Annotated in this window: 14 protein-coding genes and 1 pseudogene; 6 read left to right on the forward strand and 9 right to left on the reverse strand. The window is 65.7% G+C overall.

Annotated features, from left to right (window positions below; all coding sequences use genetic code 11):
* The first annotated feature begins 60 nt into the window (after positions 1-60).
* On the forward strand, positions 61-489 hold the full coding sequence (locus RU01_RS23135) for a hypothetical protein (RefSeq protein ID WP_162245349.1): 429 nt from the start codon (positions 61-63) through the stop codon (positions 487-489).
* A gap of 84 nt (positions 490-573) precedes the next feature.
* Positions 574-1,209 carry a DUF305 domain-containing protein gene (locus tag RU01_RS09570; protein WP_042574315.1) on the forward strand — a complete coding sequence of 212 codons (636 nt, stop codon included), beginning with the start codon at positions 574-576 and terminating at the stop codon, positions 1,207-1,209.
* A gap of 102 nt (positions 1,210-1,311) precedes the next feature.
* Here RU01_RS09570 and RU01_RS09575 read toward each other — a convergent pair whose 3' ends face one another.
* The 3 genes from RU01_RS09575 to RU01_RS23345 are packed head-to-tail and all read right to left on the reverse strand — an operon-like array spanning position 1,312 to position 4,388.
* Positions 1,312-3,372, reverse strand: coding sequence for a heavy metal translocating P-type ATPase (locus RU01_RS09575; RefSeq protein ID WP_082043008.1), 2,061 nt, complete (start codon positions 3,370-3,372; stop codon positions 1,312-1,314).
* 1 nt (position 3,373) lies between these two features.
* Positions 3,374-3,892: a helicase-related protein gene (locus tag RU01_RS23340; RefSeq protein ID WP_042574317.1), complete on the reverse strand. Its 519-nt coding sequence runs from the start codon at positions 3,890-3,892 to the stop codon at positions 3,374-3,376.
* Complete coding sequence (locus RU01_RS23345; protein WP_042574318.1) at positions 3,870-4,388, reverse strand: restriction endonuclease; 519 nt, start codon at positions 4,386-4,388, stop codon at positions 3,870-3,872. Before RU01_RS23345 ends, RU01_RS23340 begins: the two co-directional genes overlap by 23 nt.
* A gap of 1,464 nt (positions 4,389-5,852) precedes the next feature.
* Between RU01_RS23345 and RU01_RS09590 the strand changes: the two are divergent.
* Positions 5,853-6,843 (forward strand): annotated as a pseudogene (locus RU01_RS09590) (IS481 family transposase).
* Here the strand turns inward: RU01_RS09590 and RU01_RS09595 are convergent.
* The 4 genes from RU01_RS09595 to RU01_RS09610 form a co-directional block, all read right to left on the reverse strand.
* Entirely contained in the window at positions 6,840-7,670 is an 831-nt protein-coding gene (locus RU01_RS09595) for an NmrA family NAD(P)-binding protein (RefSeq protein WP_042574319.1), read from the reverse strand. The pseudogene RU01_RS09590 and the gene RU01_RS09595 sit on opposite strands and share 4 nt — an antisense overlap.
* A 58-nt stretch (positions 7,671-7,728) precedes the next feature.
* Positions 7,729-9,324, reverse strand: a complete 1,596-nt coding sequence (locus tag RU01_RS09600) for an MFS transporter (RefSeq protein ID WP_042574320.1) — start codon at positions 9,322-9,324, stop codon at positions 7,729-7,731.
* Positions 9,325-9,632: 308 nt separating this feature from the next.
* Entirely contained in the window at positions 9,633-10,172 is a 540-nt protein-coding gene (locus tag RU01_RS09605) for a TetR/AcrR family transcriptional regulator (RefSeq protein WP_042574321.1), read from the reverse strand.
* Positions 10,159-11,682, reverse strand: a complete 1,524-nt coding sequence (locus RU01_RS09610; RefSeq protein WP_042574515.1) for an MFS transporter — start codon at positions 11,680-11,682, stop codon at positions 10,159-10,161. The genes RU01_RS09605 and RU01_RS09610 overlap by 14 nt, the downstream gene beginning before the upstream one ends.
* A gap of 161 nt (positions 11,683-11,843) precedes the next feature.
* On the opposite strand from RU01_RS09610, the gene RU01_RS09615 reads away from it, so the two are divergent.
* Positions 11,844-12,344 (forward strand): CGNR zinc finger domain-containing protein, encoded by a 501-nt coding sequence (locus RU01_RS09615; protein ID WP_231568655.1) that lies wholly within the window; start codon positions 11,844-11,846, stop codon positions 12,342-12,344.
* Here RU01_RS09615 and RU01_RS22830 read toward each other — a convergent pair.
* Together RU01_RS22830 and RU01_RS22090 are read right to left on the reverse strand one after the other, a co-directional pair.
* Positions 12,341-12,517: a hypothetical protein gene (locus RU01_RS22830; RefSeq protein WP_156148857.1), complete on the reverse strand. Its 177-nt coding sequence runs from the start codon at positions 12,515-12,517 to the stop codon at positions 12,341-12,343. The genes RU01_RS09615 and RU01_RS22830 overlap by 4 nt on opposite strands.
* Before the next feature lie 79 nt (positions 12,518-12,596).
* Entirely contained in the window at positions 12,597-13,199 is a 603-nt protein-coding gene (locus RU01_RS22090) for a TetR/AcrR family transcriptional regulator (protein ID WP_052493205.1), read from the reverse strand.
* 61 nt (positions 13,200-13,260) lie between these two features.
* Between RU01_RS22090 and RU01_RS09625 the strand changes: the two genes are divergently transcribed.
* Entirely contained in the window at positions 13,261-14,013 is a 753-nt protein-coding gene (locus RU01_RS09625; protein ID WP_156148858.1) for a hypothetical protein, read from the forward strand.
* A 112-nt stretch (positions 14,014-14,125) separates the two neighbouring features.
* A complete protein-coding gene (locus RU01_RS09630) occupies positions 14,126-14,851 on the forward strand; it encodes a hypothetical protein (RefSeq protein WP_042574324.1) in 726 nt (241 codons plus the stop codon).
* The last annotated feature ends 169 nt before the right edge of the window (positions 14,852-15,020 follow it).

Here is a 15,020-nt window from a genome sequence, read left to right on the forward strand (position 1 = left end):
CAGGATCTGCCTTCGGCCTCGGTGATACCCGTAGGGGGTATTGCTTGGTACGGTGGCAACGTGCGTGACGGTGCTCGGCGACGATCGTCGGCCTCGTCTGCGCTCTCGGTGCTTCGGACGGTTCTGATCGCGCTCGGCGTGGTGCTGATGCACACGACCCTGCCCGTCCCCACCGCCGCGGCCCATGACGCGATGCCCGCACCAGGGCAGCCGAACAGCGTGGTCGCCCATCACTCTGCTGACACACACACCGTCGACGCCGAGACGGCGGCGGCGCACGTGCCGTGCCCGAGCGGTCACGACATGGTGCATCCGTGCATCGGGACGGTCACGTCTTTCCCTGCGATGTCGGTGCCGACCGTGACCGCCGAGTCCATGCCGACACTGGACACCGCGTCCGACCGTGTTGTCGCGATCGTGGCTCGGGCAGGTCGTGCGCCCCCGTGGGCGGTGTACTCACTGGACAAGTCGGTATTTCTTCGGGTGTGACGGGGAGTCCGGGGCCACGGTGCTCCGGCGGATCGCAGGCAGATCCACCTCGTCTCTCGTTCGTCACACCTCAGGAGTACTTCCATGCGCATCAACAGAAGAACAACCACCGTCCTCGCCGCCGCGGCGGTCGGCATCGCCCTCCTCGCAGGGTGTAGCGACGACGGATCGGGCACGTCGATGGAGGGCCACTCGATGGGCTCGTCCACCTCGATGGAGTCCTCGTCGGCGCAGTCCGCGGATCCCGCAGCGAACTTCACCGACGCCGATGTCATGTTCGCGTCGATGATGTATCCCCATCACGCGCAGGCCGTCGAGATGGCCACCATGGTCGACGGGCGCACGACGAACCCGGAGATCGTCGCCCTGGCAGGGGAGATCGCCGCCGCCCAGAAACCCGAGATGGAGCAGTTGACGTCGTGGTTGGTGCAGTGGGGTCAGCCGGCGCCGTCGTCGGACGCGAGCTCGATGGAGGGTATGGACCACGGATCGGGCAGCGGGATGATGACTCCACAGGACATGGACTCGCTGATGGCCGCGTCGGGTGCTGACTTCGACCGCCAGTGGCTGACGATGATGATCGCCCACCACCAGGGCGCGGTCGCGATGGCAGAGAAGGAGATCGCCGACGGCTCCAACACGGACGCGGTCGCGATGGCCCGCACCATCGTCGAGACGCAGAACGCCGAGATCTCCCGCATGCAGCAGCTCTTGGGCTGACCGAGAACCCGGCCGGTACCGCAGTTTCGGGTCCTGCTCGACGAACGACGTAGCCCCGCACCGATGTCGGTGCGGGGCTGCGTCGTATCGGAGGGCCGCAGGTCAGTCCCGCGGGGTACCAGTGCCGGGCCGGAGGTCGAGTCGACGGAGCAGTTGGGCGTTGGCGGCGACGATGATCGTCGACAGGGACATCAGAATCGCTCCCACGGACATCGGGAGTACGAACCCGATGGGTGCGAGCACACCGGCCGCCAAGGGCACGGAGAGCAGGTTGTATCCGGCGGCCCACCACAGGTTCTGCTTCATCTTCCGGTACGCAGCGCGGGAGAGATCGACCACCGACAGCACCGAGCGGGGGTCGTCACTGGCGAGGATCACCCCCGCGGACGCGATCGCCACATCCGTGCCTGCACCGATGGCGATGCCGACGTCGGCGCGGGCGAGGGCGGGGGCGTCGTTGACACCGTCACCGACCATCGCGACCTTCCTGCCCTCGTCCTGCAGGTCCGCCACCCGCTGCGCTTTGTCCTCCGGGCGCACCCCGGCGAAGTAGCGGTCGATACCGAGCTCACCGGCGACCGAGGCGGCGACCGCGTCGGCGTCGCCGGTGATCATGACCACCTGCACCCGCTGGGCGTGCAGATCGGCCACCGCGGCGCGGGACTCGGGGCGGATCTCGTCGGCCAGTTTCAGCGCTCCGATCACGGCGCCGTCGGCGACGACATGCAGGATGATCGCCCCGTCCCGCCGCCACCGATCGGCCACACCGAGCTCGGCCCGGCGCTCCTGCTCGAGCATCGCCGGACCACCCACCCGTACGGCGGCGCCGTCGACGACCGCGGACACCCCGACCGCAGGTGAGGACCGGAAGTCCTGCGCAGACGGGATATCGAGCCGACGGCCCTCAGCAGCGGCGACGATCGCGCGTGCCAACGGGTGCTCGGAATCCGCTTCCGCAGCTGCCGCCAGCGCCAGAACCTCCTCGACGGTGCGCCCGTCCACGGCCTCGACGTCGGTGACGGCGGGTTCGCCGCGGGTGAGAGTGCCGGTCTTGTCGAACAGCACGGTGTCGACGGTGCGCATCGACTCCAGCGCGAGGCGGTCCTTGATCAGGACGCCGCCGCGTGCGGCACGTTCGGTCGCGATGGACACCACCAACGGAATCGCCAGGCCCAGCGCGTGGGGGCAGGCGATGACCAGGACGGTGATCGTGCGGACGACCGCGTCGTCGGGGGAGCCGAGGAGGGTCCAGGCGGCCGCGGTGAGAACGGCGGCGCCGAGGGCGAACCAGAACAGCCACGCCGCGGCGATGTCCGCGATCCGCTGCGCCCGCGACGACGAGTTCTGCGCGTCGCTGACCAGGCGCCGGATGCCGGCGAGGGTGGTGTCCTCGCCGATGGCGGACACCCTCACGCGGATCCCGGAGTCGGTGGCGACAGTGCCGGCGACGACGGTGTCCCCGTCGCTGCGGCGCACGGTGCGGGACTCGCCGGTGATCATCGACTCATCCATGCTCGCGGCCCCTGAGACGACGACACCGTCGGCCGGGACCCGGCCGCCGGGGCGCACGACCACCACGTCATCGACCTGCAGTTGCGCCGGATCCACGACGGTCACCTCACCATCGGCGTCGACCCGCTCCGCGGTGTCGGGGAGCAGCGCGGCCAGCGAGTCCAGGGCCGACGTCGTCTGCGCGAGTGAGCGCATTTCGATCCAGTGCCCCAGCAGCATGATCACGATCAGCAGTGCCAGCTCCCACCAGAAGTCGAGCTGATGATCGAGTAGACCGACACTCGCACCGAGAGACGAGACGAACGCGACGGTGATCGCCAACGCGATCAGCAGCATCATTCCCGGTGTGCGGCCGCGTATCTCGCTGACGGCACCGGTGAGGAACGGGGAGCCACCCCACACGAACATGACTGTGCCCAGCACGGGGGACACCCACCCGATCCAGGAGCTGTGCGGAAGTGAATACCCGAGGATCATCGCGAACATGTCCGACGCTGCGATCACCGGAACCGCCAAGACGACCATCACCCAGAACAACCTGCGGAACTGGCCTGCATGATCGCCGTGGCCTCCGTGGCCGCCGGCCATGTCGTGATGGTCGTGATCGTGCGAACTGTCCGTCCGGACGGTGGCCGGTGATGACTCGATCATGTCAATTCCTCAATTTCAAAGGTGTTGCTGTGCGATGCCCTGTACCGGTCGGAGATTCGGACGTGCCGTAGTCAATCGCATCGCTGCGGTCGGCTACCCGCTGTGTCCTGCTCCGCGTCGATACCCCCAGGGGGTATGTAGTCAAGACCATACGCCGCTCGGTCGGCTGTGGGAAGGTGTGCCGTCTCACTCGGTCTCGGTTCCTGCACGCATCGGATCGTGCAGCTGACGCGATTCCGCACCCTTCTGCGGCAGTATCGATGAACACCGGGATCACGATGGTGCCGACGGTTTTGCTCTCGGCCAACCGGATTGCCCGCCCGACCGCCTGAACGATGTCGACCTCCGAGCCTCGTGGGTCGATGAAGGCGACACCGTCGAGGGTGGGGACGTCGACGCCCTCGGCGAGCCATCTGGCGTTGGCCAGCACGCCGCGTTCGTCGTCGTCGAGTTGGCGGAGACGCTGAAGCTTCACGTGGCGTTCAACGGACGACATATCACCGGAGGCGAACCCGGTCACAATGTTCCGGACGGTCGTTCTTCTGCAGGCATCCAGTCGAGAACGTCGGGCATCTCGGCGGCGAATCTCTGTGCTCGCAGCACCCGCGAATGGAAGCGATGACCCGGCGGAGGTCATATTTGCGCATGGCTTCGGCCAGCCCGATCCGGCTGTGGTGTAACCGGTCCGTGGTAGCGATGAGAAGGCGATAGTCGAACCACTTCCTCGACGACTCGGAGAGGACCTTGTCGACGTCGCGCTTCGTGACGGCGTGATCGGGGCTGTACGCCTTAACCTGCACCGCCCAGGCCTTCCCGACACTGTCCTCGACCACGAGGTCGATGCCGGCGTCGCTGCCCCACCTGTGATCCCAGTCATCCCACAGCCAAACCTCCCGAACCGTGTGTCGGTAGTACGGGTCGTTCTCGAGGTACCACTTGCAGATGCGCTCGAACTGCCTGCCTCGGATGTGATTGTTTTCGGAGCAGGTGTCGTAAAGGGCAGCGAATGTGCCCATTCCGAGAACTTCAGCTGGCCGTACCGACTGGTTTGTCGCCCTCGCGTAACTACTCGAATGACTCCTCGGGACCGTTAGGGCGCAGATCCTGCGCCACACCACCCAGGAGTTGCGCGGATCAAACTAGTTGAGTGAGCTGGCGCGAGTGCTTCCGACGAGCGTCCTCTGCGGCTCCGGCAGACCTCCGGTCGAGCTTGGCGGGTTGTCCTCGGAGGTGAGGTCGTTCCCACGCATTGCACTCGGCCGGTGTGGGCCTTCGTTCAGCCGCGTTTGCTAGTGACGCGATCGTGAAGCCGAGTCGCGACTCATTGACGCGTGGCCGCAACTGTCATGCGGCTGGACCCGCGTCTGCTGCTTTGTCGATCAACGAGATACGATGTCCACCAGGGTAATACGGACTAGTCGAGTTCGACGTAGGGGATTCTCGGTGTCACGAGAGTGTCACAAGTCGGGACGGACGGAGGTGGACCGGGGCGGACGCTGATGGACGAACGCGCAGCTCAGACCGGGTTTCGTGAGTCCAGGTGAATTCACCTGATCGGGCCGTCGAAGCCTTGTAAGCGAGCGGTCTTCGGTTCAGGGGCATATCGAGAGCCTCCTTTCGGGATTGAACCAGCAGAAATGCTTCGAGATAGCTCGTTCTGACCATTCGTTTCACCACTTCAGCGATACGTCCGTGCAGGTCCGCCACGGTCCAGGGGTGTCCTGTCACCTGCGAAACTCGGCTCGATGTCACGAGTTGTCACAACTCATCCGTAACTCGTTGGATGGACTTGGGTGGACGGGGGACGTGGGTGGGCTTCGGATGAGAAAAGTCCGCGACAGTCCATGGACCTCTGCGGGGGGATTCAACTCGCTTCGCGTTCTGTCACGGGTGGCGTGGACGTGGGACGGACCCGAGTGGACTGACCGCTGCGCCTCGGCGTTCGACCAGCAAGATGGCAGCCGTTGGCCACATCGCGACGCCCGGGAACTCGTGCGATCACTCTCCAACACGTTTTCCGAGCCATTGAACGAAGCGGCGACGCGGAGGTTCCACTCAGTCCCGGCGAGGGATTCGACAGTGGACATTAGTCGACACGCATGACTACACACGCTCGCTGTTCCCGGCGCCACCATTTCCAACGACGTCCACGAAAACTGAACTCGGGTGCAACCCGACGCTCATCGGATCACCGATTGATGCGCGATATCACCACGTGCCGCGCACATCACCGATCGACCGTTGGTGACCTACGACCCACGCGACACCGGCGTCGGTGTCCGTGACGAGCATACGGCTGGGGCCACGGCGTGTCGGCACGCCGACGATACGCACGCTCTGATGACATCGCTGGGCAGGTCCCGTCGAGGTGACTAGCTGTAGTTCTTGCTGAGGTTGTGAACGGCGTGGCGTGAGTCGATGAGGGAGGGCCTCCGGTATCGGTGTGGTTACCACACACACCCCGACCACCAGAGGCCCTCATGACACACGCTAACGCCTACCTCACGCCGCGGGGACGGTTGGACCTGGCGCGCACCATCGTCGACGCCGGCTGGACAGTCCGCCGCGCCGCCGAACGATTCCAGTGTTCACCCGCCACCGCATCGAAGTGGGCCGACCGGTACCGGGCCGGCGGGGCGCCGGCGATGATCGACCGGTCGGCCGGTCGGCCGGTCCGGCCGGCCCCGCCGCAGCCCCGCGCGCACACCGAGGCGCACCGAACACAGAATCGTGGCGCTGCGCTTCACCAACCGGTGGGGACCGCACCGTATCGCCTACCACCTGCACCTGGCCCGCTCGACCGTCGAAGCAGTACTGCGCCGATACGCGATGCCCTTGTTGTCCCACCTGGACCAGAACACCGGACTACCCGTCCGCCGACCGCGGGCGCAACGCTACGAACACCCCACCCCCGGCGATCTGGTGCACGTCGACATCAAGAAACTCGGCCGGATTCCCGACGGCGGCGGGCACCGCAAGTTCGGCCGCACGATCGGAAACCGGCACAACAAGAAACAGGGTCTCGCATACGCGTACGTCCACCACGCCGTCGACGACCACTCCCGGCTCGCCTACTCTGAAATCCTCGGTGACGAACGCAAGGAGACCGCCGCCGGGTTCTACCGGCGCGCCGTCGCGTACTTCGCAGCGCATGGCGTCACCATCGCCATAGTGCTCACCGACAACGGATCCTGTTACCGCCCAGCACTGTTCGCCGAAGCGCTCGGAACTGTGGTGCACAAGCGGACCCGCCCCTACCGACCGCAGACCAACGGCAAAGTCGAACGGTTCAACCGCACCCTGAACCAGGAATGGGCCTACGCCCACACCTACCTCTCCGACGAAGCCCGCGCAGCGACCTACCAGGATTGGGTCCATCACTACAATCACCACCGACCCCACACAGGCATCGACGGAAAGTCACCCATCGAGCGACTCACCGTCCACAACCTCCCCGCGAAGAACAGCTAGCTCGTCCATGCCTGTGCAGTGGCGGTTGCGTAGCTGCGGAAGCTACGCGCGGGTCTTCCCAGTACCGCCTCGATGTCGGTGGATGTGGAGTCGAGTGACCCGTCAGCGATCTTGGAGTACAGACCGGTGAGGGCGTGCGCCCAATCTGTGGGCGCCCCGGACGCCTCTTGCTCGGAGATGAACTGGGCGGCGCTGAGCGGGCTGTAGGTGATGGTGCGTCCGGTGATCTCGGTGAGAATTGCCGCGACTTCTTTGAACGACAACGCATCTGGTCCGGTGAGTTCGTAATACCTTCCGTCGTGGACGTCGTCGAGCAGGCACTGGACTGCGACGTCGGCGATGTCGTCGGCGTCGACGAATGCTTCGCGCCCGTCGCCGGCGGGTACGCGAATGTCGCCGACGGTCACTGAGTCGAGAAGAAAGTCCTCGCTGAAGTTCTGGTTGAACCACCGCAGTCGCAACGCGGTGAGTGCGAGTCCGGCGGCGGTGAAGGCCTTCTCGGTGTCGGTGATTGCTGCGGAGTCGTCGGTTCCGGCTATCGGCACCGACACCATCACCGCTTTGCGGACCCCGGCTGCGGCGGCGTGGGCGGCGAAGGAGCGGGTGGTCTCGACCGCTGCCGGGTCACCGAGGTCGGGGATGACGACGTAGACGGCGTCCACGCCGTGGAGTGCGGGCGGCCAGGTTTTGTGGTCCTGCCAGTCGAACGACGGTCTGGAGGATCGGGACGCCTCGCGTACGTCGTGCCCACGTTGTCGTAGACGCTCACTGACGCGCCGGCCGGTCTTTCCCGTCGAACCTGTCACCAACACTGTCGTGTTTGCCATGTGCGTCTCTTCTCTCTTTGTGTGCATGAAGCTGGGCGGGGAGCTACCCCGTGGTGGATCAGCCAGCGTGGACGACGACGTCTCCGGCCGGGAGGTCGTCCTTTTTGGCTCGGACGACCAGAACGACGACCGGGGAGATGAGGGCGATGAACACCGCGGCGATGGCGAACACGGTGTGGTAAGCGTTTACTTCCGCCTGGAAGATCCGGTCAACGCTCGCAAGGACGAAGTCGCGCATCGACTCGGGCATGGCAGCGAGTTCCTGGTCGGAGGGGACCTGCTTCATCGACGCCGCGGGGCTTGGCATGGTCGCCGGTGGGGTGGGGGCTGGATTGTCGGTGAGGAAGGTCTGTTTCCCGGAGGTGTAGACGGAGGTGAAGATCGCCGCTCCGAGCGCGCCGCCTACCTGCATCGTCGCGTTGACCAGTGCGCTCGCTGCGCCTGCATCGTGGTCGGCGACGCCGATGAGCGCGACGTTCTGCTGGGGGATGATAAGCAGTCCGAGTCCGAGTCCGACCAGGATCAAAGCGGGGAACACCGAAGCCCAGTAAGAGGAGTCGACGCCGATGCGCGTCAACAGCAGCAAGCCGACTGCGGCGATCACCGGACCGACCGACATGAGCGGTTTAGGGCCGAAGCGAGGCAGGAGGGCCGATGCGATTCCCGCGGTCACGAATATTCCTGCGGTGATCGGCATGGACGCAAGTCCCGCCATGATCGGGCTGTACTGCAGCACGATTTGGAAGTAGAACGTCAGGAACAGGGTGGCACCGACCAGGATTGCTCCGACCATCATCGATGCGAAGAACGCAGGCCCGCGGTCCCGGTGGAACAGCACGCTGAGCGGCAGCAGGGGATTGTCGGAGCGCGCTTCGACGTATCCGAACGCCACCACAAGCGCCAGGCCGATCGCGATGAACGACACCGCGGACACAGAACCCCAGCCGTGCTCCGCTCGGGTGAACCCGTACACCAGCGACCCGAGACCCAGTGCGACGAGGACGGCGCCGGGAAGGTCGTAGCGGGTGTCACCGTCGGCCTTGCTCTCTTTCACCACCACGATTGCCGCGACGACCGCTATGACGGCGACGGGAACGTTGACCAGTAGGCACCAGCGCCAACTGAGGTACTCGGTCAGAACTCCTCCGAGCAGTAGACCGACGGCCGCGCCGCCGCCGGCGATGGCGCCGAAGACGCCGAAGGCTTTGGCTCGCTCCTTGGGGTCGGTGAAGGTGACGGTCAGGATCGCCAACGCGGCGGGGACCAACAGTGCTGCGAATATGCCCTGTCCTGCTCGGGCGACGAAGAGTTGCCAGGATTCCTGTGCGAGTCCGCCGACGGCCGAGGCGACTGCGAATCCGGACATCCCCACCACGAACGACCTGCGGCGGCCCCAGTAGTCGGAGAGGCGGCCGCCGAGAAGTAGAAGTGCGCCGAACGCGAGGGCGTATGCGGTGACCACCCAGGTCCGGTTTCCGTCGGTGATGGCGAGATCCGCCTGTGCCTGCGGGAGGGCGATGTTCACGATGGTCGCGTCCAAGACGATCATCAGCTGGGTCACGGCGACGATGACCAGGACCAGCCATCGTCGCTCGTAGTTGGGATCGGAGGCCGATGTGGAACCGGCCGAAGTCTGTGCGGACGCGTTTGTCACGCGTCACCCCCAATGGTGTTGTCTGTGAAAGTGAACGAGTTGTTCTGAACGTCGAAACTAGCCTCGTATGAGGGGCCGGTTCAAGCCGAGTGAACGTGAGCGAAGTCGAATTATGTTGCTTGACAACAGTTCTGGACTATGCCCTTACCAGAATAAGTGCTGGTGAAGTCATGCCGGCCGCGGCGTTACCTTTCGTTGCACACAGCCTCACGATGGTGTCGAGGGTTGCCGGCGCGATACATGTCATACGACGAGCAGCTCTGCGGACACCGGTAGGCCGCGTTCCGGGTCTTCAGGCATCGTGGGGCTCAGCGGTCGATGATGCGTTCGGAGATCGCGTCGGCGATCTTCTGGCGGACCTCGGGGTCGAGAGTGTCCGACGACAGGGACTCGTACATCCACAGTCCGTCGGCAGCCAGGCGAGCGATGAACCGATCGACGTCGCCAGCGTCCGCCTCAGGGCCAGGGGCGTGCGGAACCCAGCGCTGCAGGACGGTGTTCCACGGGGCGGCGTGCTCGGTGGTGGTGGCACCTTCGAGCAGGAAGAGGATCTCGGCGCGGGTCGCGCTCGTCACCGCGGCGCGGACGTATCCGCGTAGCCGCTCGGTGTCGGTGGCCTGATCGGGTGTTCGACCGGCCGCGGCGGCCATTCCTGCTTCCCAGGCGTCGGCGAGGTGGTGGTGCAGAGCGGTGATCAGCGATTCCCTGGACGGGAAGTGATACACCAGTCCACCTTTGGTGATACCGGACTCCGCGGCGACGCTGTCGTAGGTGACGGCCGCGATACCGTCCTTCTCCACGACTCGCGCGGCTGCGTCGAGAATGCTCGTCGTCTTACTGGGTCGCATGGCCAGCCCCTTCGCTGTCGGCGGCGACGACGTCAGACCCCGGTCCGTGTCGACGCAGCAGCACGCCGGTGCCGACCGCCGCGGCGGCGAGAACGATCACGACGACCATCATGACCGTGGAGTACGCGGTGTCGTAGGCCTGACCGGCGGCGCGGGCCAGTTCCTCGCCGATATCGCGGTTCTGTTCGGCTACTGCGAGTGCGCCGTCGATGCTCTCCCGCGCTTCGGGGTCGGCGCCGTCCGGGAGCACGACGGTCGAGGTGAACACTGCCGAGGCCAGTGATCCCAGGAGTGCGACGGCGGTCAGGTTCCCGAACTCGTAGGACACTTCCTCGACGGAGGAGGCCATCCCTGCGCGGCTGACCGGAACGTTGCCGATGATGGCCGACGAGGCGACTGCCATCGCAGCACCCAGGCCCATACCGGTGACGACCAACGCGGCCGCGAACGCGACGACCGAGCCGTCGAAGGTCAGCACTGCCGTCAGCACTCCGACGGAACTCACAGCGAGACCGCCGCTGATCAGCGGCAGCAGGCCTGTTCGGTGGACGACCGCGCCGCCGAGGATCGACGTGGGGAGCGAACCCAACGCGATGGCGGCCACGAGGATCCCGGCGTCGAGCGGGGAATACTGCGCGACCAGCTGGAACCGTTGGGTGGTGACGAGCTGAACGCCGCCGATGGTGAACATCGCGAAACCCGCCGCCAACACTCCGGAGAGAAAGGCTGCGTTGCGGAAGATGCCGAAGACCAGCAGGGGATAGGGCAACCGTGCCTGGCGACGGGCGAACAGGGCTGCACCGACCGCGGCGATCGCCGCCGCCGATGTCGCCGTCGCCGCTGAGTTGTCGGTTTTCACGATCTCCTTGATGGCGACGACCAGACCGGCCAGTGCCACCAACGCGAGGAACGAGGACAGGAGATCCCACTGCTTGGAGGGGTCCGCGTCGTTGCGGGGGGCGAGGAACGTGGTGGCGACCAGAGCAGCACAGACCACCGGGACATTGATCAGAAACACCGACCCCCACCAGAACTGGGAGAGCAGGAGGCCGCTGACGATGGGTCCGAGGGCACTTCCGATGACCGCGATGCTTCCCCAAACACCGATGGCGATGTTGCGTTCGCGTTCGTCCTCGAATGTGACGCGGATCAACGCCAGCGTGGCGGGCATCATCGCTGCAGCTCCCACGGCGAGTACAGCACGCGAGGCGATCAGCAGGACCGGACTCGGTGAGAACGCCGCCATCAGCGAGGCCGCGCCGAAGATGCACAACCCGATGACGAACATTCGGCGATGCCCGACGCGGTCCCCGAGCGTCCCGGCTCCGAGGAGCAGACCCGCCATGACCACCGGATAGGCGTTGATGATCCACAGGCTTTCCGATGAGCTCGCGTCGAGCTCGTCGACGAGCGTCGGTAGCGCCGTGTAGAGGATCGAGTTGTCCAGTGTGATCAGCAGCAGACCCGCCGCCACCGTCGCCAGTACTGCCCATCGCCGCGTCGAGCTCACACCTGCACCCCTGAATTTCACGTTCTCGAGCACTGCTCCGTAACCGTACAAAAAGTATAGTAAGAGGCTGAGGGCGGGTCCCCAAACACGCGGATCGGCGCCACCCGCCTCGCGGCGCCACCGCGTGGTGCAATTGTCGTGTGCAGTTCGACCATGACAACATGACCGGCGCGTTCCTGGCCGCTGGCCTGGTCAACCTCTATAGCGGCGACGAGCCGACGGGCAGCGATGTCGAGTCGCTGCTGCTCGAGCACTCGATCCGCCGGGTGGAGATCAGCAAGTCGACCTTCGTGGCGCTGCGCCGATGGTCGGCTCGGATGCGGACCGTGTTCGCCGCGGCGGACGAAGCGTCACGGTGCGAGACGATCAACGCTCTTCTCGTCGACGGTGTCGCCAACGTGCACCTGACGACCCATGACGGCCTGCGCCCGCATCTGCACTTCACGCCCGACGACGACGATGTGGTCGGGCGAGTGATGGCGGTGACCGCAGGCGGTCTGGCGCTGTTCACGGTGGAGGCGGACGGCCATCGCCTGGGGGTGTGCGCGCGAGCGAGTTGCGTTCGGGCTTTCGTCGACACCAGTCGGAACGGTCGACGCAGCTACTGCACCGCACGGTGCGGCAACAGAGACGCCGTCCGACGTCACCGGTCCCAGCGCTAGCCGATCACGGATCGACTCGACTCGGGAGTGACGCCGCCGATCACATCGCGATCGGCTGCGCGAGCGGCCAACGTCACCCGCCATACTCCACTTTCGTTTCGCTCGTAGTGCACGACTCCGTCGCTGCTCTCGTGCGTCGACACCGTGGACCACTTTTCCTGCGAGATGCTCATGGCCGCAGCCTGATGCAATGCGTCAGTACAGTTCAACCATTACAACAGGCGTGCTCCGCCGCGCGGTGGGCCGGTGGTGTCACCAGTTCGATGCCGCCAGGCTCGCGATCGCCGCCGGCAATGCCTGCGGCGACACTGCCGTGGCCGGATGAAGCAGGCGGTCGACGACGAGCCCGTCCACCATCGCGACGATGACGCCGGCCAATGCCGTCGCCGAGTGGTCGTCGAGCTCGGGTTGCCGCAGCGCGATGAGCAGACGTGCCGAGTCGACGAACGCCGCCCGCAGCTCGGCGAAGGCGTCGGCAAGGTCCGGGAGAGAGCGCGCCTCCAGTTGCAGCTCGAGACGCGCGAGCTGCCGAGGTGCCGCGTCCACTGTTGTCCACTCGTCGACGATCGCAGCCAGCAGCTCCGCGAAGGTGGACGTACGTGCGTTCTCACCGAGATCGGCGGTCAACGCGTCCACTGCGGACCGGTCGCGCTGCGCCAGACGCTGCGCGGCGGCCGTCAGCAGACTGACCCGCGTTCGGAAGTACGCGCTGGTCGAACCCTCGGCGAGGTCGAGGTGCTGGTCCACGGCTCGATGGGTGACACTGCGAGAACCCTTCGCGGCGAGAAGGGCGATGACGGCGTCAGCGATGTCGCGTCGTCGCCGAGAGGCGGCCTTGGCTCTTGCGGTCTCCATACCGTTCACACTACATTCGTAGAAGTTCTACATTCGTAGAGAACCGAGCAAGGAGATGGCCATGTCCGGTCCGGCAGTCGACGATCTCGATGACCTGCGCCGGGGTCGTCTCCTCGCACGGTCGGCGCTGCACCGTGCGCAGCGGTTGCCGTTCAAGCCGGTGTCCTCGGCCAAATGGGTCGACGTGAGTAGCAGCAACGGTATGCTGCGAGTGCAGATCGAGCACGACACCATCCGCGGGGTGACTCCCGAGATGATGCGATGGTGGTTCGAACACCTTGCCGACAGCACGACCTGGAACGGCGTGGACTTCTCGGGACCCGCCGTCAGCCACTACCACCTCTGGCACCACCGCGACCACATCGCCGTCACACCACTCGACCGCGGTGCTCCTGTGGACTGCGATGAGTCAGACCCGGGCGCCTCGACCGTGAGCACCGGCTTCGCCGTCGGCGCACGCACCCGTATCGACGAACGGTTCAACGACTACCGCGACCGGATCAGTGCCACCGTCGTCACCACCGACCTCGACGATGCGGAGTTCACCTTCGAGATCCGCATGCTCGGACGGACAGTCGGGCATGTGCTGCACCGGTACAGCCCCGAACGTGGCGGTCTGCGCTTCTACGCCGAGACGGTCATCGGTCTCCCCACCCGCGCGGGCCGTCTCGCCAATCTGGTTCGACCCTTGATGTATTCGGCGCGCACCGCTGATCATTGGATACGGCACAACATCGAGGAGACGGGCCGATCCGAGGACGTCATCCCCGTTCTGCACGCTCATCACACCGGGACCGGCGCACTCTCCGCATGACTGCGCACGAGGATGCCGGACGGCCCCAACGCAGCTTTTCTCATGACCTGCGAACGTCCAGAGTGGGTCGAATCCCGGACCGGACCGGCCGCGTCACCACCAGAGGGCAGCGATGACCGAGAGCGTCCGAATCGACACCGTCATCGACGGACGCCACGTTCCGCGTGCCGAGGTACTTCGCTGGGAGGGCGCACGCATCACTGCCGCCGCCGACAAACTCGGCGTCACGGTTCCGCCGCTCGGCCACATCGGCGTCCGGCGAGAGGAACTCCTACGCCGCAAGCTCGAACTGGGACAGGACGGAATCACCCGACGCCTCGCGCGAGAGACTCGCTGGGCCGACCGTACAGCACGCCTGCAGTCGGCTGTCACTACGCGGCGACGCACCAGCACCGTAGACCTCCGAGTTGCAGGGGGAGGAGCGAGCCACTTCGTGCAGTGGTTCGAGAACGCGTCACAGTCCGGCGACGACACAGCACTGCTTCGAGGATGCCCAGACCACTTCGTCATCCGGACCGCACCTGACGGGCGACAGGACGTGTGCGAGACACCCGGAGGAAGTCCACTCGCGGCCCGGTTCCGCATCGACTACCAGGACATCAGCTCACTCGTCACGACAATCGATCAGACCTTCCCACATCAAATCGCAGGAGTCGCCCTCGCCGGCAACGGACAACCGATCGGAGGAGTTCGGCATCAGTTCCGGGACACCCCCGACGGTTTCGAGGCCCGCCTCACAGTCGAGTTCCCATTCCCGACCCTGTGGACGATGATCGCCGGCCACCGCTGGCACCTCGCGTGCGAGTTCTCGAACTGGATCGTCCACGCGAACACCTAGCCGACCGTCCGACCGACGGAACGCGGCGTGTCTTCGGTCGATCTGCATCTGCTCGCAGTCCTTGCCCGAGCACAGTCTTCGTTTCGTGGAGTCAGGCCACGACGGCGACACTGGTGGTGACTTGCTCGCAACCCCGCCCGCGGAGTCCGACAGCTTTGGCGCGGGTGAC

Source organism: Rhodococcus sp. MEB064, from assembly GCF_000834565.1.
Lineage (GTDB): Bacteria > Actinomycetota > Actinomycetes > Mycobacteriales > Mycobacteriaceae > Rhodococcoides.